This window comes from Luteimonas changyuni, assembly GCF_039548395.1.
Lineage (GTDB): Bacteria > Pseudomonadota > Gammaproteobacteria > Xanthomonadales > Xanthomonadaceae > Luteimonas.
The window spans coordinates 1-21,796 of record NZ_JBCLUZ010000029.1 but is presented as its reverse complement, the minus strand read 5'-3'; the positions used below and the strand labels follow the sequence as shown (position 1 = coordinate 21,796).

At 70.0% G+C, this 21,796-nt stretch carries 18 protein-coding genes and 2 pseudogenes; 12 read left to right on the top strand and 8 right to left on the bottom strand.

Features of this window, described 5'->3' with window-relative positions:
- Window positions 1-19: 19 nt before the first annotated feature.
- Window positions 20-2,752 carry a TonB-dependent receptor domain-containing protein gene (locus WCD84_RS10945; protein WP_343281386.1) on the bottom strand — a complete coding sequence of 911 codons (2,733 nt, stop codon included), beginning with the start codon at window positions 2,750-2,752 and terminating at the stop codon, window positions 20-22.
- 88 nt (window positions 2,753-2,840) lie between these two features.
- Entirely contained in the window at window positions 2,841-4,352 is a 1,512-nt protein-coding gene (locus WCD84_RS10940; RefSeq protein ID WP_343281385.1) for a hypothetical protein, read from the bottom strand.
- Between the two features lie 265 nt (window positions 4,353-4,617).
- Between WCD84_RS10940 and WCD84_RS10935 the strand changes: the two genes are divergently transcribed.
- Both WCD84_RS10935 and WCD84_RS10930 read left to right on the top strand, forming a co-directional pair.
- Window positions 4,618-5,469: a 2OG-Fe(II) oxygenase gene (locus WCD84_RS10935; RefSeq protein WP_343253708.1), complete on the top strand. Its 852-nt coding sequence runs from the start codon at window positions 4,618-4,620 to the stop codon at window positions 5,467-5,469.
- 135 nt (window positions 5,470-5,604) lie between these two features.
- Complete coding sequence (locus tag WCD84_RS10930; RefSeq protein WP_343253583.1) at window positions 5,605-6,291, top strand: TonB family protein; 687 nt, start codon at window positions 5,605-5,607, stop codon at window positions 6,289-6,291.
- A gap of 21 nt (window positions 6,292-6,312) precedes the next feature.
- Here WCD84_RS10930 and nth read toward each other — a convergent pair whose 3' ends face one another.
- Genes nth through WCD84_RS10915 form a run of 3 tightly spaced genes read right to left on the bottom strand, consistent with a single transcriptional unit; the run spans window position 6,313 to window position 8,352 of the window.
- On the bottom strand, window positions 6,313-6,999 hold the full coding sequence (gene nth / locus WCD84_RS10925) for an endonuclease III (RefSeq protein ID WP_343253707.1): 687 nt from the start codon (window positions 6,997-6,999) through the stop codon (window positions 6,313-6,315).
- A 29-nt stretch (window positions 7,000-7,028) separates the two neighbouring features.
- Window positions 7,029-7,565: a hypothetical protein gene (locus WCD84_RS10920; RefSeq protein ID WP_343281384.1), complete on the bottom strand. Its 537-nt coding sequence runs from the start codon at window positions 7,563-7,565 to the stop codon at window positions 7,029-7,031.
- Window positions 7,566-7,572: 7 nt separating this feature from the next.
- The gene (locus WCD84_RS10915) at window positions 7,573-8,352 is read right to left on the bottom strand and encodes an enoyl-CoA hydratase-related protein (RefSeq protein ID WP_343281383.1); all 780 of its coding nucleotides are present in this window, start codon (window positions 8,350-8,352) and stop codon (window positions 7,573-7,575) included.
- Between the two features lie 174 nt (window positions 8,353-8,526).
- Between WCD84_RS10915 and WCD84_RS10910 the strand changes: the two genes are divergently transcribed.
- The 3 genes and pseudogenes from WCD84_RS10910 to WCD84_RS10900 all read left to right on the top strand — a co-directional run bounded on the left by WCD84_RS10910 (window position 8,527) and on the right by WCD84_RS10900 (window position 11,045).
- Window positions 8,527-9,237, top strand: a complete 711-nt coding sequence (locus tag WCD84_RS10910) for an FKBP-type peptidyl-prolyl cis-trans isomerase N-terminal domain-containing protein (RefSeq protein WP_343281382.1) — start codon at window positions 8,527-8,529, stop codon at window positions 9,235-9,237.
- A 130-nt stretch (window positions 9,238-9,367) separates the two neighbouring features.
- Window positions 9,368-10,188: pseudogene (locus WCD84_RS10905) on the top strand (NUDIX hydrolase).
- Window positions 10,185-11,045, top strand: coding sequence for a sulfurtransferase (locus WCD84_RS10900; RefSeq protein WP_343281381.1), 861 nt, complete (start codon window positions 10,185-10,187; stop codon window positions 11,043-11,045). The pseudogene WCD84_RS10905 and the gene WCD84_RS10900 overlap by 4 nt, the downstream one beginning before the upstream one ends.
- Before the next feature lie 8 nt (window positions 11,046-11,053).
- Here the strand turns inward: WCD84_RS10900 and WCD84_RS10895 are convergent, their stop codons facing one another.
- Window positions 11,054-11,812, bottom strand: a complete 759-nt coding sequence (locus WCD84_RS10895; protein ID WP_343253578.1) for an enoyl-CoA hydratase/isomerase family protein — start codon at window positions 11,810-11,812, stop codon at window positions 11,054-11,056.
- 43 nt (window positions 11,813-11,855) lie between these two features.
- Here WCD84_RS10895 and WCD84_RS10890 point away from each other — a divergent pair, with 43 nt between their 5' ends.
- The 7 genes from WCD84_RS10890 to WCD84_RS10860 all read left to right on the top strand — a co-directional run bounded on the left by WCD84_RS10890 (window position 11,856) and on the right by WCD84_RS10860 (window position 18,112).
- Entirely contained in the window at window positions 11,856-12,344 is a 489-nt protein-coding gene (locus WCD84_RS10890; RefSeq protein ID WP_343253577.1) for a copper chaperone PCu(A)C, read from the top strand.
- 360 nt (window positions 12,345-12,704) lie between these two features.
- Window positions 12,705-13,604: a hypothetical protein gene (locus WCD84_RS10885; protein WP_343253576.1), complete on the top strand. Its 900-nt coding sequence runs from the start codon at window positions 12,705-12,707 to the stop codon at window positions 13,602-13,604.
- A gap of 69 nt (window positions 13,605-13,673) precedes the next feature.
- Complete coding sequence (locus WCD84_RS10880; RefSeq protein WP_343253575.1) at window positions 13,674-14,015, top strand: hypothetical protein; 342 nt, start codon at window positions 13,674-13,676, stop codon at window positions 14,013-14,015.
- Entirely contained in the window at window positions 14,012-14,722 is a 711-nt protein-coding gene (locus WCD84_RS10875; RefSeq protein WP_343281380.1) for a C39 family peptidase, read from the top strand. The genes WCD84_RS10880 and WCD84_RS10875 overlap by 4 nt, the downstream gene beginning before the upstream one ends.
- Window positions 14,723-14,724: 2 nt before the next feature.
- Window positions 14,725-15,258, top strand: coding sequence for a hypothetical protein (locus tag WCD84_RS10870; RefSeq protein WP_343281379.1), 534 nt, complete (start codon window positions 14,725-14,727; stop codon window positions 15,256-15,258).
- Complete coding sequence (locus WCD84_RS10865) at window positions 15,258-16,613, top strand: acetate kinase (RefSeq protein ID WP_343281378.1); 1,356 nt, start codon at window positions 15,258-15,260, stop codon at window positions 16,611-16,613. Before WCD84_RS10870 ends, WCD84_RS10865 begins: the two co-directional genes overlap by 1 nt.
- Before the next feature lie 131 nt (window positions 16,614-16,744).
- Window positions 16,745-18,112: a sigma-54 dependent transcriptional regulator gene (locus WCD84_RS10860; protein WP_343281377.1), complete on the top strand. Its 1,368-nt coding sequence runs from the start codon at window positions 16,745-16,747 to the stop codon at window positions 18,110-18,112.
- Window positions 18,113-18,141: 29 nt separating this feature from the next.
- Here the strand turns inward: WCD84_RS10860 and WCD84_RS10855 are convergent, their stop codons facing one another.
- Together WCD84_RS10855 and uvrA are read right to left on the bottom strand one after the other, a co-directional pair.
- Window positions 18,142-18,561 carry an acyl-CoA thioesterase gene (locus tag WCD84_RS10855; protein WP_343253570.1) on the bottom strand — a complete coding sequence of 140 codons (420 nt, stop codon included), beginning with the start codon at window positions 18,559-18,561 and terminating at the stop codon, window positions 18,142-18,144.
- A gap of 84 nt (window positions 18,562-18,645) precedes the next feature.
- A pseudogene (uvrA, locus tag WCD84_RS10850) lies at window positions 18,646-21,509 on the bottom strand (excinuclease ABC subunit UvrA); the annotation flags it as partial.
- Between the last annotated feature and the right edge of the window lie 287 nt (window positions 21,510-21,796).

Here is a 21,796-nt window from a genome sequence, read left to right as displayed (position 1 = left end):
GGCGGGGGAAGAGGGTTCGTCAGAACTCGGTCGAGACGCTGAACGACCAGGACACGCCCGGGTCGTAGCGCAGGACGTGGATCTTCTGGCCGCCGCCGCCCTCGATGTACTCGTCGTACTCGGTATCGAGGATGTTGCGCGCCGCGAAGCCCAGGGTCACCGGCGTCTCGCCGAAGCGCATGGTCTTGCGCAGGACGAGGTCCAGCGTCAGGCCCGGATCTTCCATGACGTCCTGGCGCAGGTTGTTGCCGCGCGCCGAGATGCGCTCGCTGACGTAGTTGGCGATCAGCGTGGCCTGCAGGTCCTTCGCGGTGTTCTCGATGCCGAACTGCAGGTTGGCGATGTGCTCCGACTGGCCCTGCATCCGGCTGCCGTCAAGGATCAGGCTGCGCGCGGGCTGCGTGGTGCCGCTGCCGCCGTCCAGGGCGACCGTGTCGTTCGCGCCCGCGGTCACCTCGGAGTCCGTCCAGGTGTAGTTGGTGGCCAGGTACAGGCGATTGCCGTCCCACCAGTCCGCGGCGATGCCGGGGTCGAAGTACTTCTTGAACTCCAGCTCGGCGCCGTACACGGTGGCCTCGGGCGCGTTGACGAAGGTCTGCCAGAGCTCGTCGCCACCGCCGGTGAACATGATCGATTCGATCGGCTTGTCGATCTGCTTGTGGAACAGGCCGGCGGTGAAGTATTCGCCCGAGCCGAAGAACCACTCGTAGCGGGCGTCGAAGTTGGTCAGTTCGCTGTCGACAAGGTAAGGGTTGCCGTAGAGCTGGCGATCCTTCTCGGGGTCGGTGTACAGCTGCGGCGAGAGCTCGCGGAACTGTGGCCGGGCGATGGTCTGCGAGGCACCGAAGCGGACCTGCCGGTTCTCCGCGACGTTCCAGGTCAGGGTGAGCGCGGGCAGGACGTAGTCGTTTTTCAGCGGTGCCAGCGCGCCGCTGCGGACACCGGTATAGATGTCGTACGGGTGCACCGCCTGTGTCGCGTCCTCGTAGCGGACGCCGAGGGTGCCGCGCAGCCTGGGGGTGATTTCGCCGTCGACCTGCAGGTAGGTGCCCAGCACCTTGAGCGTGGCGTCGTAGGCGGCCTGGCCGGCGAGGCCGGTGGTCTCCTCCAGCCGCAGCCAGCCCTGGCTCAGGTTGTAGTCGGAGAACAGGTAGTCGGGGCGCTGGTACGGGAAGTAGTGGGGCAGGGTGGCGCCGTTGCCGGGGCCGTCACCGGCGAAGTACCTGAACTCACGCGACCAGGCGTTGCGGTCGTTGTCCATGTACGAAGCACCGCCGCTCAGCGTCACGTCGCGCTCGATCGGCAGGCGCCAGGTGACGTCGACGCCGCCGCTGGCGACCTCGTCGTCGACCTGGCTGAAGCGGGTGTAGTTCTCCTGGTTTCCGACCGAGTAGGCCCAGTAGCCGTCGCCTTCGTCGCGGAAGCCGATCATCTTCTCGTAGGGCACGTCACGGGTCGCCTGTGCCCAGGCGGCGCGCCACTCGACCTTGAGGTCGCCGTACTCGCCGAACTCGTGCGAGCCGCTGACCTGGTTGTTGATCATCTCGCGCTCGAACCAGCGGGTGTCGTCCCTGCGGTAGCCGTAGTTGCTGATGTAGTCCATGCCGGCGCGGCTGCGGGCTTCCTTGAGCGTGTCGTGCACGTACAGGGTGGTGAGGTTGATCCTGTTGTTCCCCCACTCGTAGCCGGCGCCGAGCAGCGCGTTGACGCGGGCGTTGTTGCGGGTGGAAAGGAACTCGTAGTCGTTGCCGTAGGCAAGCGTTTCCAGGTCGGGACCGAGGAATACGCCCTGCTCCTGGTCGCCGAAGATGGTGCGCCACTCGTTTTCGAAGCCGGCCACGGCGACGAAGCCGATGCGGGCGTCGTCGCCCATGTCGGCGGACCAGCCGGCGCTGAAGCCGAAGTTGACGTCCGGGTCGATGCTGTCGTTTTCCTGCAGCACGTTGACGCTGGCGTTTTCGAGGCTGCGGCCGATCGTCGCGAGTTCCTCGTTGCTGAAGTTGTTGCGGTCGACCCGCTTGCCGGTGCCGATGGCGTCCTGGAGCGCGCGCGGGATCTTGCGGGTGCCGTCGTCGTAGCCCCAGAAGTCGTCGTCGCCACCGCCGTAATAGGTCAGGCCCTTCTCCATGGTGGTGTTGTCGTTGAAGCCACCGCCCACGCTGAGCTTGAAGAAAGGCGCGTCGGGGATGTTGAGCGACTGCAGGTCGATCACGCCGCCGCCGAACTCGCCGGGATACTTGACCGAATAGGTCTTCTGCACGGTCATGCCCTGCAGCACTTCGGCCGGGAACAGGTCCAGGGGCACCACGCGCTGCATGGGTTCGGGGCTGGGCAGCGGGGAACCGTTGAACAGCGCCGAGGAGTAGCGCTCGCCAAGGCCGCGGACGTAGACGAACTTGTCGCCGACGATGCTTACGCCGGACACGCGCTGCAGGGCGGCGGCCGCGTCGGCGTCGCCGGTGCGTTCGAAGTCTTCGCGCTGGACGAACGATGCGACCTCGGCCGTCTGCAGCATCGGCTCGGGAATGTATTCGCCACGCACCTCGACGGCGTCGAGCTGGACCGGCTGTTCCGGCGTCGGCTGGGCGGCCGTGGCAGCCGACTGGGCGATCGTGGCCTGCACGATCGTGGCCTGGGACGGCACCACGGACTGGCCGCCGGGCGCTTCAGGCTGCCGGGCCCACGCGCCCTGGCATGCGATGAGAGTGGTGATCGCGACGAAGAGGACGCTGCGTGACGGAATGCGCTTCATAAAGTGACCTTGGGCTGTGCGGTTTACGGGGCCGGGCATGGGGAGGGGCGGCCGTGCGGGCCGCCCCTTGTTGCAGCGACGGGCCCGATCAGCAGGACGCGTCGGCCGTCAGGCCGCAGGTCCAGCCCTGCCACCAGGTGTCGCTCGAATCCTTCACGCCACCGATGTAGTCGACCTGCTCGAAGAAGCTGTGCTTGCTCGCCAGGTTCGCGACTGCCGGTACGGCGCTTTCGTTGGCGCCGTTGACGAACACGCCGGTCAGGGTCGAATTGCCCGCAACGGTGTTGGTGCCGGCAGTGAAGGCGGCTTCCGCGTCTGCGTTGTTGAAGTTGTTCGGGCAGGCGAAGAAGACCGACTCGAGGACGGCGGTGCTGCCGCGCTCCGGCACGTGCTCGATGCTCAGGCAGGTCAGGCCCTTGCCCGTGCCGCCGGCCTTGCGCGTGACCACGGTGTTGTAGATCTCCGCGCGGCTGCCGAGGTTGACGGTGAAGCCGGAGCCGTTGCCGCTGCTGCCGCCGGCACGGCCGACGTAGGTGAAGTTCGCGACCTGCGGGTTCGAGTACTGCTCGGGCGTGAGCGGGATGGGGTTGCTGCTGTTGGTGCCGGACCACTCGTTCATGTTGTCGCCGGTGCTGTCGCGCTGGACCACCACGCCGAACTGCACGCCGCCGTTCCAGCCGGAGTCGATGTCGAGGCTGTCATCGCTGGCGCCGGTGACCACGATGCGGCGCGCGTTGACCGAGCCGCCGAAGATCTCGATGCCGTCGTCGGAGCTGTTGTGGACCTGCACGTACTCGATGGTGGTGCCGCTGCCGACGCCGCCCATGGTCAGGCCCTGCAGCTCGTTGCCGCCGGAGAAGGCGAAGCCGGAGTACTTGATCTGCATGTACTGCACGGTGCCGGAGTTGTCGGTGGTCGAATTGCCGCCGTACATGCCGAGGTCACCGCCCTCGATCCTGGTCTCGCAGGCTGCGCTGCCCGGCTCGAAGTCGCCGATGCAGGTGTTGACCGGCGCACGGCCGGCGAGCACCAGGCCGCCCCAGCGACCGTCGGTCTCGGCGTCGGCATTGCCTTCGACGTCGATCTTCGCGGTCAGGATGATCGGCTGCTCGGCGGTGCCGAGCGCATAGATCTTCGAGCCGCGGTTGACGACCAGGGCGTCGGGGCCGGCGGAGGCGTACACGGTCACGCCCGGCTCGATGTTGAGGATGCCTTCGCGCGCACCGGCCCTCGGAGCGGCCGGGTCGCCACCCATGTCCTCGCCGACGTGGACGGCACCATTGATGGCGTAGACGGTGCCGGCAGCCTTCGGGACCGTGAGTTCACCGATGATCCGCTCCGGCAGTTCGCAGGCGCGGAAGTCGGCGATGGTGCCGATGTTCCTGAAGCCCTCCGGGCAGTTCTCGGCCGGACCACTGGTCGGCGGCGGCGGAGGCGGCGGCGGAGTGGTCGGCGGCGGGGGCGGCGGAGTGGTCGGCGGCGGCGGGAATGCGCCCTCGCCGGGCGAAGCGACGCGGTCGGCACCGCCACCGCAGGCACTGAGCGCGAGCACCGCGCCAAAGGTCATGAGGAGGGCCTTGGAACTATGGCGCATGGACATCGGTTGGGTCTCCGGGAGGAATGGACTGCGAACGCAGCGATGGAACCGCGGCCGTTGCTCGCCCCTGGATGGGCGGCGTCCGCTGCGTTCCGGATGAATCGGAAATGAAGGCTAGGGGCGTCCCGTTACAGCTTTCTTTCAGGGACAAGTCGCACGGCGGCGAGTGCTCATGCATGGCAATCGCGTGACATCCGGAAGACGGCTGTCATCGCGCGGTCATGTGCCCGGTGTCTGCTCCATCCGGCGATTCCTCACGGGCATGACCATGGACACACCGGTGATCGATCACGCGCTGCTGCAGTGGCTGCTGGGACAGGTGCAGTCGGGCGCGTCGCCAGAGGACGTGGTGGCCTCGATGGTCGCGCGTGGCTGGGCGGAGGACGATGCCGTCGCCGCGCTCGAGGATGCGATGCGCGGGCACCTCGACGCCCATGCGCGCGCCAACGACCTGCCGCCGCCGGAACGGGTGCCCGCGCCGATCGTGATGAACGGTCCGTCGTTGATCGATGCCGGGGACCGGCGTGTGCCGGTGCTGGCGAACATGCTGCATCCGCGCGTGGTGGTGTTTGGCAGCGTGCTGTCGGATGCGGAGTGCGACGCCCTGGTGGAAATGGGGCGGCAGCGCCTGCGACCCTCGGCGGTGTTCAACCCGGACACCGGCGCCGACGAGTCGCACGAGGCGCGGAGCAGCGAAGGCACGTTCTTCAGCCGCGGCGAGAATGCGCTCTGTGCGCGCATCGAACGCCGCCTGGCGGCGCTGGTCGACTGGCCGCTCGAGAACGGCGAAGGCCTGCAGCTGCTGCGCTACGGCCCGGGTGCGCAGTACAGGCCGCACTACGACTACTTCGATCCCGACCGCCCCGGCGCACACGTGGCGCTGTCGCGTGGCGGCCAGCGCGTGGCCTCGATCGTCATGTACCTCAATACGCCCGACTGCGGTGGTGCGACCACGTTTCCCGACGCCCGCTTTGAAGTCGCGGCGGTCAAGGGCAACGCGGTGTTCTTCGCCTACGATCGACCGCATCCGATGACCGGCAGCCTGCATGGCGGCGCACCGGTGATCGAGGGCGAAAAGTGGGTGGCGACCAAGTGGCTGCGAGTCGGGCCGCACCGGTGACCGACCGCTTGTCGGAGTATTTGCACCGCTCATCAATCGAAAGATGCTTTGTCATCGAGGTGTAACCCAACGCAGCGCCGCGCGTAGTGTGATCACCGCATCACCTACAGGCGCTTCGTGCGCAGGAGCACCGACATGCAGCGGATCGCAATCCCCCTTCTCCTCTCCGTGGCCCTTCCGTTCGCCGCCACCGCGGCCGACACCGCGCCACAGTCGACCCAGCAGGTCTACACCTACGCGGTCGAGCTCGACGCCGACGGCCGCATCGCAAGCCTCGAGCCCCACGGCAGCGCGCCCGGCCCCACCACGTCCGCCCTGGCCGCGGAGATCCGCGACTGGGTGTTCAACTCCGGTGCGGCCGACGGCGCCTCGCGCACCTTCCTCCGCGTCGTGGTCGACGAGGCCGCAGGCGGTGGCCACGAGGTGGTGTCCGCCACCACCGGGCCGGCGCTGGCGGCGATGACACCACCCGAATACCCGATGCGCGACCAGCTCGCCGGCAACGAGGGCATGGTGGTGCTGCGGCTGGAGGTCGCCGCCGACGGCTCGGTGAAGGATGCCGACGTGCACGCCGCCACCGGTACCGTCTCGCGCGCGATGGCCGATGCCGCGGCGGATGCTTCGCGCCAGTGGCGGTTCTCCAGCGAGCAGGTCGGCGGCGAGCCGGTGGCCTCAACGCTGTTGTGGCCGGTGTGCTACCTCGGCCCCTGGTCGTCGCCATCGGCCTGCAGCTGGACCGGTCCCGATGCGCAGCGCTTCTCCAGCAAGACCGTGCTGCCGCTGCAGCCCAACGTCACCGTGACCTGGACGGCGGCGCGCTGAGTCCAGTGCGACACCCGGCGCTCAGGCGCCGGGCTTCGCCTCGTCCGCAGGCGTGCCGTCAACAGGCCGGCCGTCAACAGGCGTCTTGTCGGGATACGTGCACAGGTCGCGGATGACGCAGGGTCCGCACTCCGGGCGCCGCGCCTTGCACACGTAGCGGCCGTGCAGGATCAGCCAGTGGTGGGCGTCCAGCAGGTAGTCTGCCGGCACCCGCTTCAGCAGCCGGTCCTCCACCGCGCGGACGTTCCTGCCGTGGGCCAGGCCGGTGCGGTTGGAGACGCGGAAGATATGGGTATCGACCGCCATCGTCGGTTCGCCGAAGGCCGTGTTGAGCACCACGTTGGCGGTCTTGCGGCCCACGCCCGGCAGCGCTTCGAGCTCCTCGCGCGTGCGCGGCACTTCGCCGCCGTGGCGTTCGATCAACAGCTTCGCCATCGCGACCACGTTGGCGGCCTTGGCGTTGTACAGGCCGATGGTGCTGATGTAGCGCTTCAGCCCGTCCTCGCCGAGTGCGGCGATGGCCGCAGGCGTGTTGGCAACCGGGAACAGTCGCCGGGTGGCCTTGTTGACGCCGACGTCGGTGGCCTGCGCCGACAGCGTCACCGCCACCAGCAGTTCATAGGGCGAGGCGTACTCGAGCTCGGTGACCGGCTTCGGGTTGAGCGCTTGCAGGCGCGCGAACATCTCGCGCACGTCGGCATTGGGCATGATCCGGCCGCGCCGCTCGGGAACGGCGCTCACGGCTGCTGGCCCGATGCGCGCGCCCTGGCGCGTGCCAGCGCCGCGGCCGCCGCGGCGGGCAGGGCGGGGCGGGAGGGCGCCGGGAGTGTGCCAACGCCAGTGTCGGTGCTCATGCCGTGGCCGGACTGCGCTGCACCGCCGGCAGCTGCTTCGCCCGCGGCCGCCTCGTTTGCAGGATGGCCTGCCGGCAGCCCGCCGCGGGCGCGCAAGCGCTCCGTGGCGATGCGTTCCAGGCGTGCGTCGCGGGCGCGATACCGCTCACGCGCCGCCCAGGCCGCAAGCAGCCGGTCGCGGGCGGCCGACAGCATGGCGTTGCAGGCGGCATCGAGCGCGGGCAGCGGTTGGAAGCGCGCCAGGCCGCCATCGATCGCCGCGTCCAACTGGTCTTCGCACAGCAGGTCGCAGAGGCGCCGGGCCTGCACGGCATCCGGCGCATCCGCGCCGGCACCGTGTTCTACCTGACCGGGGTCGCCGGTCGGATAGGTGCGGCCGCCGTGGCCAACGGGATCGCGGGTGGCGTCACGCCCGGACATGCCCCGCTCAGCGGCCGGTGAACGCCGGCTTGCGGCGCTCGAGGAACGCGCCCATGCCTTCGCGCGCGTCCTCGGTGGAGAAGGCGAGGCCGAACTGCGCGCTCTCGTACTCCAGGCCGTCGTCGATCGCGCACTCGCCGCCGACGTGGATCGCGTCGAGGATGCCGCGCATCGCCAGCGGTGCGTTGCCGGCCAGCTTCGCGGCCAGCGCCATGGTTTCGGCTTCGAGCTCCGCAGCCGGCACCACGCGGTTGACGATGCCCAGGTGCAAGGCGCGGGCCGCATCCACCGGCGCACCGAGCAGGGTGAGTTCGAGCGCCGCGGCGCGGCCCGACAGGCGCAGCAGGCGCTGGCTGCCGCCAAAGCCCGGCAGCAGGCCCAGGGTGACTTCGGGAAGGCCGAGCTTCGCGGTGTCCGCGGCGATGCGCAGGTGGCAGCACATCGCCAGCTCCAGCCCGCCGCCCAGCGCGAAGCCGTTGACCATCGCCACCACCGGCTTGGGCATGCGCTCCATGCGCCGCATCAGGCGCTGGCCGACCAGCGAGAAATCGCGCGCCTGCACGGCGCTCAGCGCCGACATCTCGGCGATGTCCGCGCCGGCGACGAAGGCCTTGCCGCCGCTGCCCGTGAGCACCACGGCGCGGACACCGTCGTCGGCCGCGGCGGCATCGAATGCAAGCTGCAGGGCCTCGAGTGTGCCCCGGTTCAACGCATTCAGCTTGTCGGGGCGGTTGACGGTGAGGACGCGGACGGCGCCGTGGTCGGCGGCCAGGATGAGTTCGGACATGGAATCCTCGGTGTCGGGCCGGGCGGAACTTCTGTCGCCGCGCGGGGTCGGAGTGGACGGTGTCAGTGGCGGTTAAGCACTGGGGCCGGTATCCTAACGTGTCCAGACGGGGCGGCCAGGCCGCCCTGCCGCATCTTGGACCCAACCAATCGGCAATTCCGGAGAGTCCCACGAATGAAGTTGCGCCTGCTCGCTATCGCCCTTGCGGCCACCACCCTGGTTGCCGGCACCGCCGCAGCCCAGGACACCACCTCTGAGAAGGGAAAGCTCAGCTATGCGATCGGTTACAACACGGGCGCGGAGCTCGCGGAGCTGACCGAGCGCGGCGAAGCCATCGACATCAATACCGTCGTCAAGGCGCTGCAGGATGCCTACGGCAAGAAGGACCCCGTGGTCGCCGTCGACCAGCTGCGCACTGCCGTCGAGAACATGCAGAAGCGCCAGCAGGCGAAGATGGAAGCCGAGTTCAAGAAGGTGTCCGACGCCAACAAGGCGGAGAGCGACAGCTTCCTTGCCCAGAACAAGGCCAAGCCCGGCGTGAAGACCCTGGCCAGCGGCGTCCAGTACCGCGTGATCGAAACCGGCAACGGCGCCAAGCCGACGCAGGCCAGCGACGTCGCGCTGACGTACAAGGGCTCGCTGCCCGACGGCACCGTGCTGATCGACACCAACCAGGTGCCGCAGGGCCAGACCCCGGGCCCGGTCGAGCTCAAGGTCAGCCAGGTGCCGCTCGACGGCCTGCGCGAGGCGCTGCTGCAGATGCCGGCCGGTTCGCGCTGGGAAGTGGTGCTGCCGGGCGACAAGGCCTATGGCAATGACATCCGCGCCGGCCGCATGGCCAACCAGGCGGTGGTGTTCGACGTCAAGCTGGTCAGCGTCAAGTGACCGCGGGGCGCCGACGGCGCCCCTTGTCCAGCTGCGCGGCCTCCGCCGCGCACGCTGCTGCTCCAAGGACGCGCCGGCCCCGTGCCGGCGCGTTCGTGTCCGGGGCCCGCGCCACGATCCGGATACCGCGATGAACACCGCCTTCCGCGCAGTGCAGAGCCCCTGCACCGGCGTATGTACCCTTGATCCGCACGGCTTCTGCGACGGCTGCCTGCGGACCGGCGACGAGATCGCGGGCTGGCTGGCGATGGACGACGCTGAGCGCGAGCACCTCATGGACTCGGTATTGCCGGAGCGCGAGGCGCGCCGGGGCTGATGGCCGGCATGCCCGCCGACGCCGCGCTGCAGGCCGCGCTGGGTCCGCTGAGCGCGGTACCCGCCGGGCCGGCCTGGAACCTCGACGAACTGAGCGATCTGCTTCCGGCGCACGCCGCGCTGGCGGATGCCGCGGTGCTGGTGCCGCTGGTCGGCGAAGGCGAGACCAGCGTCATCCTGACCCGGCGCCACGATGGCCTGCGCCAGCACGGCGGGCAGGTCAGCTTTCCCGGCGGGCGGGTGGATCCGGGTGATGCCGGTCCGCTCGCCGCCGCACTGCGCGAAGCCGACGAGGAAATCGGCCTGCGGCCCGCGGATGCGCGCGTGCTCGGCTATCTGGATCCGCTGGCGACCGTCTCCGGCTTCCGGGTGCTGCCGGTGGTGGCGCGGGTGCCGACGGGCTTCGAGCCGCGTCCGCGGCCGGGTGAGGTGGCGGAGGTGTTCAGCCTGCCGCTGGCGTGGCTGATGGCCCCCGAGAACCTCGACCGCATCGTGATCAACTACCTTGGGCGCGAGCGCCACGTGCTCGAATACCATCGCCACGATGCCGCACCGGGCCAGCGCGTCTGGGGCGCGACGGCGTCGATCCTCTACAACCTGCGCCAGCGCCTGCTGGCCGCCGGAGGCCTGCCATGAATGCAACGCCGGACTGGAGCACCCTGGTCTCGCCCGTGGAGTTGGCCGCCTGTCTTGGAGACCCGATGCTGGTGCTGCTGGACGCGCGCTTCTCGCTCGCCGACCCCGCGGCCGGCGAGGCGGCGTGGCGCGATGGCCACCTGCCGGGTGCGCTCTACGTCCACCTGGACCGCGACCTGTCCGGGTCGCACTTGCCGGGCGCCGGTCGCCACCCCTGGCCCGACGCCACGGAGTTCGGGCGCACGCTTGCCGCGCTTGGCATTACCCCCGCTCACCAGGTGGTCGCCTATGACGCCGCAGACGGTGCGTTCGCCGCGCGCGCCTGGTGCCTGCTGCGCCTGGCCGGGCACGCCCGGGTGGCGGTGCTCGACGGTGGCCTGGCCGCCTGGCGCGCGGAAGGCCTGCCGCTGGACAGCGCCATTCCGCACGCGCCGCCGACCGCGCCGTATCCGGTGGCCTTCGACCGTGCACGGCTGTTCGATGGCCAGCGTGTCGAAGCCCATCTTGCCACCGGTGGCCGGCTGCTTGACGCCCGTGGCGGCGAGCGTTTCCGCGGCGAGATCGAGCCCATCGACGCGCGCGCCGGACACGTGCCGGGCGCGACGTCGAGGCCCTACGCGCTCAATCTGGTCGACGGCCGCTTCAAGCCGCGCGGCGTGCTGGCCGAAGAGTTCAGCGCGCTGCTGGGCAACGACGCCCCTGCGCGCGTGGTGGCGATGTGCGGCTCCGGCGTGACCGCCTGCCATCACCTGCTGGCGATGGCGCATGCCGGGCTGGATGGCGCCGGGCTGTACGCCGGCTCGTGGAGCGGGTGGATCGAAGACCCCGCGCGTCCGGTCGCCACCGGCAAGGACTGAGCGCCGCGCTATTTGCCCAGCCGCGCCACCAGCGCGCGCAGGCCGGCCTGGGTATCCGGATCGTTCCAGGCGTCGACGAAGGTATCGATGTCGATGCGCTCCGGCGCCAGCGCGGCGAGCAGGTCGGCGCGTGCGATCGCGCGCGTGTGCAGCACCGGCCGGCGCGGCAGCGCCAGCAGCGCTTCCAGCCAGGCGCGGGCGCGCGCCACCACCTCGCCTGGAGCGGCGAGTTCGTCGACCAGTCCGATCTCGTAGGCGCGCGTGCTTTCGACCAGCTCGCCACCCACGAGCATGCGCTCGGCGCGATGCGGACCGATCACGCGGCGCATCAGGTGCTGGATGCCATCGGGCGCGACCAGGCCAACCTGCGTTTCGTTGAGGCCGATGCGGAACGGCCCTTCGGCCATCACCCGGTAGTCGCAGCACAGGGCGAGCACGCAGCCGCCGGCCGGAGAGTGGCCGGTGATCGCCGCGGCCACGGGCACCTTCGATGCTGCCAGCGTGCGCGCGGCGTCGAGGAAGCCGGTCCAGGCCGCGCCCAGCGCTTCGCGCGACTGCAGCGACATGAGGTGCGGTACGTCGAGCCCTGCGGAGAACACCTTCTCGCCGCCCGACAGCACGAGGCCCTGCGCGCCGGCGTCGACGGCCGCGGTCACGGCTGCTGCCAGCGCGCGGCAGAGTTCGGGATTGAGCGCGTTGACCGGAGCGCGCGCGAGCCTGAGTTCGGTGATCGCGCCGTGGTCGATGGTTTCGATGAATGCTGTCATGCGTCGTCGGGTCCGCGCCGGAGTGAATGGCTATCATAGGTGCATGACCAGTCTCCTACGCACGCTCGTTCCCGCCATGCTGCTGTGTGCAGCCACCGCAGGCGCGTTCGCGTCCGGCCCTGTTGGCAATGACTCCGAAGCCGCCGCCGATCCCGACGCCTGCGCCCCGCGCGTGGTCGAGGGCTGGCTGCGTTCGCCGCCGATGCCGATGCCGATGATGGCGGGCTTCGCCCGCATCGAGAATCCGTGCGCGACCGGCGTCGAAATCGTCAGCGCGCACAGCGACGCGTTCGCAAGCGTCGAGCTGCATGAAACCCGGGTTGTCGATGGCGTCAGCAGGATGCGCGAAGTGCCTCGCTTGGCCGTGGCCGCGGACGGCGAAGCGGTACTGCAGCCGGGCGGCCTGCACCTGATGCTGATGCGTCCGGTGGCGCCGCTGCAGAGCGGTGGCTCGGCACGCGTCGAATTCACCCTCGCCGACGGCCGCAGCATCGGTGCCGATTTCGAGGTGCGCGCCGCCAACGCGCGCTGAGGTCGAGGGCCGGGCGCCGGACGGACACCGGGGCGCGATTCTCAGGAATGAAACATCGGGCAGCTGCGTTTTCCGCAGGCGTCGGCCCATGTCCGCTGCGGGTCCAGCGCACCTGGTCGCGCGCCTCCGGGCGTGGCGCGCCGCGACATGTTGCAGCGATGCATCACTTCCTTGCCGGTCGATGCCGATGAATGCGGCATGGCCGCGGCCAGCAGCGACCCGGGCTCGAAAAATCCAGCCTTATCAATTGCTTGCGTAACCCTCTTTGGATTGGCACCAAACCTGCGTAAGGCAGGGTCGCACCGGCGTGCTGCACCTCCCCCTTGTGCGCTGGCGCGACATCCCCCCAGGAGAACGACAATGCGCATCCACAAGAGCATGTTGGCAGCAGCGGTGCTGCTTGGCATCGGCCTGTCCGCCCAGGCATCGGCACAGGATCAGACCGAAACCGGACGCGGCGACAACAACGCCAGCAATACCGAAGACAACAGCAGCGGCGACAGCCGCGACAACGCCGGCAGCGCGGCGGGCATCGGCATGTCCAACGCCTCGGCGAACAACGGCAGCACGGCCTCCACGAGCATCGCGAGCTCGTTCAACACCTCCACGGCGGTCGCGGAAACCAACCTCCTGGGCACGGTGACTGGCAACAGCGTGCTGGTGCTGGGCAACGTCGCGCTCAACGGCGGCAGTGCCGATGGTGGTGCCGGTGGTGCCGGTGGTGCGGGCCTGGGCGGCATTGCCCTGGCTGGCGGTGGTGACGGCGGCGAGGGCGGCTCCAGTGGTGACGCCGGTGCGATCAGCGCGCGCGACGGTGATGCCGCCGCAGCGGGCCTCGCTGGTGCGCTTGGCGCTGCCGGCTCGGCATCGGGCGATTCCACTGCTGCCATCGGGGACAGTGCGTCGGGCGACAGCGACGCGATGGCTGACGCCAGCGCGACCGGTGGCGACACCACGGCCGACAACTCGGGCAGCAGCGGCGACGCGACGGCCATGGCCGGTACCGGCGGCGCGGGTGGCGACGGCGCGGGCGGCTCGGCGACGGGCGGTGCCGGGACCGGCGGCGCGGGCGGCGCGGGCGGCGCGGGCGGCACCAGCTGGGCCGACGGCGGCGCCTTCGACATGTCCAACTCGATGGACGGTTCGGCGAACGCGGCCGCGGGCATCATGGTCATGGCGCAGAACAGCGGCGCATCTTCCCTGATCCAGCAGGGCGTGACGGTCCAGGCCAACCTGAACCTCGGCACCAGCGGTCCGTAATCCGGGCACGGGCGCGCATCGCGGGTGCATGCCCGCGGTGTGCTGCCTGATCCGGTCAAGGAGGCTGCCATGCCTGTCATCGTGATTCCTGTCCTCGCCGGCGCGCTCGCGCTGGCATCGTCGTCCACCGCACCGGTGCCTGTGGAAGGCTTCGGGCAGGCGGTCTCCGTTCCCGCCCTGCAGACCCTGCGCGGCGGTGACTCCACCATCACCACCGTGGTCCATACCGACAACCAGGGCCAGGTCGACGGCAACACCGCGGTCGGGACCGTCGGCGGTCCGAACACCGTCACCGGCGGTGCGTTCGGCAACGCCGCGGGCATCAACACCGTCATCCAGAACAGCGGTGCCAATGTCCTGATCCAGAACGGCACCGCGGTCAACGTGCAGCTCGGCGGGTCCGGTCCGTGACCCGCGCAGGCGCCGCAAGCGGACTCTGGCTGGCGGTCGCCTGCATCGTGGGGCTGGCGGTGCTTCCGGGCGCGGCGCTGGCCGGGCGGGCCGAGGTGCGCGTGCCCTATGGCGGCAGCTACTCGATGCAGGTCACCAGCCTGAAGGCCGCGCGCTATCGCACCACCATCCCGCAGCAGTACGACTACAGCTGTGGCTCGGCGTCCGTGGCGACGCTGCTGACGTTCCAGTACGGCCAGTCGGTCGGCGAGGCCGACGTGTTCCGGCACATGTACGAGCGCGGGGACCAGGCCCGGATCCGACGCGAAGGCTTCTCGATGCTGGACATGCGTGCGTACCTGCAGGCGCAGGGCTACGCGGCCGACGGCTTCGAAGTGCCACTCGACCGCCTGCTGGAAGAAGGCCTGCCCGCGATCGTCCTGCTGAACGACCGCGGCTACCGGCATTTCGTCGTGGTGAAGGGCATGCGCCACGGGCGCGTGCTCGTTGGCGATCCGGCACGCGGGACCAGGCTGCTGCCGCGGCGCGAATTCGACCGGCTGTGGGACAACCGGGTGCTGTTCGTCGTCCACAACCGCCGCGCACTGGCGGCCTTCAACCATCCGCGCGACTGGCGCCTGGCGCCGTTGGCGCCCCTGGCCACCGCGGTCCAGCGGCAGGGGCTGCAGGACGTGGTCATCCGCCGTCGCGGCCCCGGGGACATCTGATCATGAAGAGCCCAAGCGCAATCGCAAGCCGGATCGGGTGGCAGCTGCTGGTCACCGCGCTGCTTGCGCTGGCGGCCGTCGGCTGGCCGTCGCAGGCCAGCGCCTCGGGAACCGGACTGCCGGACACCTGGACGCCGCTGGATGCGGCCAGGCTTGACGCGATGCGCGGCGGCTTCGCCCTGCCTTCGGGGCTGGTGGTCTCGTTCGGCTTCGAGCGGCTGGCCTGGGTCGACGGCGAGCTGGTCGCATCGCTGCGCATCGACATCCCCGACGTCGCGCGCATCACTCCGGCGCAGGCGCAGGAGCTCGCGCAGCTGCGCCAGGTGCACGTGGTGCAGGTGGGTCCGGGAAATACCTTCGATGCCGGCGGCGCGGGCGCGGGTGCCGGCCTGGTGCTCCAGAACACCCTGGACGGCGTGCACATCCGCGTGTCCACCACCATCGATGCGGCAAGCAACACGCTGGGCCTGCTGCAGGCGATCAACTTCAACGATGCCCTTGGCCGCTCGGGCCTGTCGGCGGCGGGAACACCCTGATGGGTGCCGGGGGATGGAGGGGAATCGCGCTGCTGGCCGCCGCGCTGGCGATGCCGCTGCCGGCGTGGCCGCAGGTGGCTGCAGTGGCCGCGGCGCCCGAGGACACCGAAGGCCGCATCAGCGCGCTCGAGGCCCGCCTGGATGTGCAGGCGCGGGAGATCGAGGCGCTGCGCAGTTATCTCTCGGGCCGGCAGGCGGACTGGGAGACGGACACCAATGGCGTCGATGTGTGGCAGCTCGACGCGCTGCGCGCGCGCGGCGGGCTGGCGGGCGCGCTGCCCGTGGCGGCGCCGGCCACGGGCGCGGCAGCCGCGGCCGCGGCGCAGCAGCAAGGCGAACCGATGCCGGTCGGGCAAGCGCCGGAAGAAGCGACCCGGCCCCCGGAGGTGGCGCAGATTTTCGACCAGCCCGGCGTCCTGACGCCGGCCGGGACGCTGATCCTGGAGCCGTCGCTGCAGACCGGCTACTACTCCAACGACCGCGTGGCGCTGATCGGGTACACCGTGATCCCGGCGATCCTGATCGGCCTGATCGACGTGCGCCAGGTCAAGACCACCGGCGTGACCGCGGGGCTGGCTGCGCGCTATGGCGTCGGCAACCGCTTCGAGCTCGAACTCAAGGTCCCCTACATGTACATCCGGGGCGACACGGTGAGCCGGGAGATATTCACCGGATCCGCGCAGGACAGCGTCTTCAGCGCGGATGGCAGCGGCCTCGGCGACCTCGAGCTGACCGCGCGCTACCAGCTGCCGAACAAGGGCGCGGACAGGCCGTTCTACGTCGTGTGGCTGCGCTACAAGACGCGCACCGGCAAGGACCTGTTCGAGGTCACCACCGACTGCATCACGCGCTGCGTGGCCAACGCCACCGGCACCGGGCTGCCCCTGGAGTTGCCCACCGGCAGCGGCTTCGCGGCGCTGCAGCCTGGCGTCACCTGGATGTACGCATCCGACCCGGTGGTGTTCTTCGGCAGCCTGAGCTACCTGCACAACTTCGCCCGTGAGGATGTCTCGCGCACGACGCTCAGCGGCGCGCCGGAAGGTTTCCCGCAAACCACGACCGAGTTCCTGGGCGAGATCGATGCCGGCGACATCTTCGGCTTCAACCTCGGTGTCGGCTTGGCCCTGAACGACCGCGCCGCGATCAGCATCGGCTATGACCACAGCATGGTCCAGCGCTCGCGCCAGAACGGCAGCGACCTGCCGGGTTCGGTGCGCGTGGTGCTGGGCACGCTGCTGCTTGGTGGCACGTACCGCATCAGCGATCGCACGAGCATCAACATCGCACTGGGCGCAGGCATGACCCGCGATACCCCGGACGTGACCCTGGTGGCGCGACTGCCGATCCGGTTCTGAGCCCGGGCGCCCCGTTCAGCCGGATGGATGTCCGGCCGCCCCCTGCCTCGGCGTTGGATGGGGTGGACACCGACGGAGGCCATCCGCAGGGGGGCGGGTGCAGCGCGAGACGAATGCCTGGTTGCACAGGAGTGCGGGAGTTCATCCACTGGGTGGTCGCCGACGGCGGACTGGTCGAGGCGTTGCCCGAAGGTCTTGAGGCGCGTGGCTGGCGGCCGCGGATGGTGCCCCGGACGGGCGTCATCCCGACGCTTGACGCCGATGGCGACGACGCCTGGCACGCCGGTCTGCTCGACCTCCGGGGCTGCGATCCGTTCTCGGCACGCCGCCTGCAGCACATCAGTGAAGTCCTGGCCGGTGGTGGCCGGGGCTGGGTGGCCGGCCTTGCCTCTGGGCAGGTGCGATTGGACCCGGTGCGCCAGCTGGTCCGCGACCACTGCCACGACTACGTGGTGCTGCCCTGCGACGGCCTGCTGCTGGCGACCGTGCTCGGCCACGCCTGTGGCATGGCGCGGCTGGAGGATTGCAGCCGCGTCGGACTGCGTCCGGTCCCGACGCCCGACGGCATGATCGGCGACAGCCCGGTGATGCACGCCCTCTACCGCCAGCTGCAGCGGGCGGCGATGACCGCGGCCCCGGTCTGCATCGGTGGCGAGACCGGCACCGGCAAGGAGCTCGCGGCAGCGGCGATCCATCGCCATTCCGAACGGCACGGTGCGCCGCTGGTGGTGATCAACTGCGGCGCGATCCCCGAAAGCCTGGTGCAGTCCGAGCTGTTCGGCTTCGAACGCGGTGCATTCAGCGGCGCCAGCCAGCGCAAGCGCGGGCGCTTCGAACATGCCGACGGCGGCACGCTGTTCCTCGACGAGATCGGGGACCTGCCGCTGGAATCACAGGCTTCGCTGCTGCGCTTCCTGGAGCAGGGCACGATCCAGCGCCTGGGCGGCCACGAGGACATCGGCGTGGACGCACGCATCATCTGTGCGACCCACGTCGACCTGGAGTCCGCGGTGGAGAAGGGGCGCTTTCGCGAGGACCTGTATCACCGCCTGCGCGTGATCGAACTGCAGATGCCGCCCCTGCGCCAGCGTGGGAGCGACATCGCACTGCTCGCGGTCTGGGCGCTTGCGCGGCACGCAGGAGAGGGTGGCAGCCGGGTGCGCGGCTTCACCCGTGACGCCCTGCGTGCGCTGCACGACCATCCCTGGCCCGGCAACGTCCGCGAGCTGGTCAATCGCGTGCGCCAAGCGGTGGTGATGGCCGAGGGGGCGCGCATCACCGCCCGCGACCTGCGCCTGCACGATGCCGGCGTGAGCCTGCAGACCCTGGGCGAAGCGCGCCTGGAGGGCGAGCGGGTGGCGATCGAGCGTGCCCTGGTCCGCAACGGCGGCCACCTTCAGGCGGCGGCGCGCGATCTCGGGATTTCGCGGGTCACGCTGTACAGGCTGATGAATCGCCATGGCCTGCGTGGCGGCGCAGACGAAGCCGGCACGGCCTGAGCGCTGCCGCGCCTGCAGGGGCGGCGGACTCAGCCGGCCGCGATCGTCCGTACGACTTCGGGCAGCGGCGTCGGGCGGCCGCTGGCGCGGTCGATCCAGACCATCACCACGTGGCCATCGGCGTGCAGCACCGCGCCGTCCGCGCTGGTGATGCGGTGGCCGAGCGTGACGCTGCTGGTGCCGACGCGGTCGGCGGTGAGTTCGACCACGATCGAGCCGGGATAGGGGATTGGCTGGCGGTAGTTCATCTGCACCGCCGCCAGCAGCGGGGCGGTGGCGTCGGTGACCCACTCGGTGCCCAACGATTCGAACCAGCGGATCCGCGCCTCCTCCAGGTAGGTCATGAAGTTGGAGTTGTTGACGTGGTTGAAGGCGTCGAGGTCGCGCCAGCGCAGTTCGATGGGCAGGCGGTGGAGCAGCTTGCCGTGTTCGGCGGGTTCGCGGTTCATGTGATGTCCCTGGCCTTGCGGCGACGGGTGGGGGTTCCGGTCTTTCCGCGCGAGCGTGGGCGCGGCGCCTCGCCGACCACCGGCGCTCCGGAGCGCACCGCGTGTTCGGCCAGGAGCTTCGCCAGGAAGCGCCCGGTATGCGACTGCGGCATCGCCGCGACTTCCTCGGGCGTGCCCTGGGCGATGATCTCGCCGCCGCGGTGGCCGCCGTCGGGCCCGAGGTCGATCACCCGGTCGGCGGTCTTGATCACGTCCAGGTTGTGCTCGATCACCACCACCGTGTTGCCGTCGTCGCGCAGCTTGTGCAGCACGCCGAGCAAATGGTCGATGTCGTGGAAGTGCAGGCCGGTGGTGGGCTCGTCGAGGATGTACAGCGTGCGCCCGGTGTCGCGGCGCGAGAGCTCCTTCGACAGCTTCACCCGCTGCGCCTCGCCGCCGGACAGCGTTGTCGCCGACTGCCCGAGGCGGATGTAGCCCAGGCCGACGTCGGTGAGGGTCTCGAGCTTCCGGGCCAGCGTCGGCACGGCGTGGAAGAGATCCAGCGCGGCCTCGACCGTCAGCTCCAGCACCTCGTGGATGTTGAGGCCCTTGTAGCGGATCTCCAGCGTCTCGCGGTTGTAGCGCTTGCCGCCGCAGACGTCGCAGGGCACGTAGATGTCGGGCAGGAAGTGCATCTCGACCTTGATCAGGCCGTCGCCCTGGCAGGCCTCGCAGCGGCCGCCGCGGACGTTGAAGCTGAAGCGGCCGGGGCCGTAGCCGCGCACGCGCGATTCGGGCACCTGCGCGAACAGCTCGCGCAGCGGCGTGAACAGGCCGGTATAGGTGGCCGGGTTGGATCGCGGCGTACGCCCGATCGGCGACTGGTCGATGTCGACCACCTTGTCGAACAGGTCCAGGCCCTCGACCGAACGGAACGGCGCCGGGGTATGCGAGGCGCCGTTGATCTCGTTGGCCGCCAGGGCGTACAGGGTGTCGTTGATCAGGGTGGACTTGCCCGAGCCGGAAACCCCGGTGACCACGGTGAAAAGCCCGTTGGGGATGACCAGGTCGACGCCCTTGAGGTTGTTGCCGCTGGCACCGAGCAGGCGCAGTTCCAGCTTGGGATTCGGCGCGTGGCGGGTGGCCGGGATCTCGATCCGGCGCTTGCCGGACAGATACTGGCCGGTCAGGGAACGTGGCGCGGCGAGGATGTCCTCGTAGCTGCCCTGGGCCACCACCTCGCCACCGTGCACGCCGGCGCCGGGGCCGATGTCGACGATGTGGTCGGCGAGGCGGATCGCGTCTTCGTCATGCTCGACCACGATCACGGTATTGCCGAGGTCGCGCAGGCGGGTGAGCGTGCCCAGCAGGCGCTCGTTGTCGCGCTGGTGCAGGCCGATCGAGGGCTCGTCGAGTACGTACATCACGCCCACCAGGCCGGCGCCGATCTGGCTGGCCAGTCGGATGCGCTGGGCCTCGCCGCCGGACAGCGAGTCGGCCTTGCGCTCCAGGGTCAGGTAATCGAGGCCGACGTCGACCAGGAAGCCCAGGCGCTCGCGGATCTCCTTGACGATGCGCTCGGCCACTTCGCCGCGCCAGCCGGGCAATTCGAGACCGGTGAAGAACTGCAGCGCCTCGCCGATCGGCAGGACCACGATCGACGGCATCGCGCGCTCCGCCACGAACACGTTGCGCGCCGAACGGTTCAGGCGCGCGCCGCCGCAGTCGGGGCAGGGCTGTTCGCTGATGTACTTGGACAGCTCCTCGCGCACCGCCGAGGATTCGGTCTCGCGGTAGCGGCGCTCGAGGTTGGGGACGATGCCCTCGAAGGCGTGGCTGCGCTTGCTGCGCACGCCGCTCTCGGTCACGTAGGTAAAGGGGATCCGCTCACCGCCGCTGCCGAACAGCACCGCCTGGCGGACCGCTTCCGGCAGCTCCTGCCAGCGGCTGTCGACGTCGAAACCATAGTGCCGCGCCAGGGACGCGATGAGCTGGAAATAATAGTGGTTGCGGCGGTCCCAGCCGCGCACGGCGCCGGCCGCCAGCGACAGCTCGGGATGCACCACCACGCGCCCCGGGTCGAAGAACTGGCTGACGCCCAGGCCGTCGCAGGTCGGGCAGGCGCCGGCGGGCGCGTTGAACGAGAACAGGCGCGGCTCGAGTTCGGGCAGCGCGTAGTCGCAGACCGGGCAGCTGTAGCGCGAGGAGAACAGCAGCGGCTCGGCCGAGGCATCGTCGAGCGGGCGCACTTCGGCCATGCCGTCGCCCAGCTTTAGCGCGGTCTCGAAGGATTCCGCCAGGCGCTGCTGCATGTCATCGCGCACGCGGAAGCGGTCGATCACGGCCTCGATGGTGTGCTTCTGGCGCAGCGCCAGCGGCGGCACCGCGTCGATTTCATGCACGGCGCCGTCCACGCGCACGCGCACATAGCCCTGCGCGCGCAGCTGCTCGAAGACCTGGGCATGCTCGCCCTTGCGCTCGCGCACGACCGGTGCCAGCAGCATCCAGCGCTGCTCGGCACGCGCCGGGTCGCTGCCGAGGGCCATCACCTGGTCGACCATCTGGCTGACGGTCTGCGCCTCGAGCGGGTAGTGGTGGTCCGGGCAGCGCGGCTGGCCGACGCGGGCGTAGAGCAGGCGCAGGTAGTCGTAGATCTCGGTGATGGTGCCCACCGTCGAGCGCGGATTGTGCGAGGTCGACTTCTGCTCGATCGCGATCGCCGGCGAGAGGCCTTCGATGTGGTCGATGTCGGGCTTGTCCATCACGCTCAGGAACTGGCGCGCGTAGGCCGACAGCGACTCGACGTAGCGGCGCTGGCCCTCGGCGTAGATCGTGTCGAACGCGAGCGAGGACTTGCCGGACCCGGACAGTCCGGTGACGACGATCAATCGGTCGCGCGGCAGGTCGAGGCTGATGTCCTTGAGATTGTGGGTACGTGCTCCGCGGATGCGGATGAGGTCGAGCGCCATCGGGTATTCCGGGGGAAGGAGGGGGTGGGCGATCAACCAGCCTACCAGCCCCTTGGATGGGGGCGTTGCGCCGATTTTCCAGAACCTTGCTGGCCGGGCGAAAGAAAGGTCCTTCTCCCGATTGCGTGGGGCTTTCGGGTGATACGCCCCGCTGGTCGTCTTCCGCGGGAGGGAGTGCGCTGCCCGCCGTGGAGGCAGGGGGGATGCCCAGCCGGAATATGCGCATCCTGCTCCCAGTTCCGGCCGCCGGCCATCCATGGCCGGCTCTGGGCATCCCCCCTGCCTCC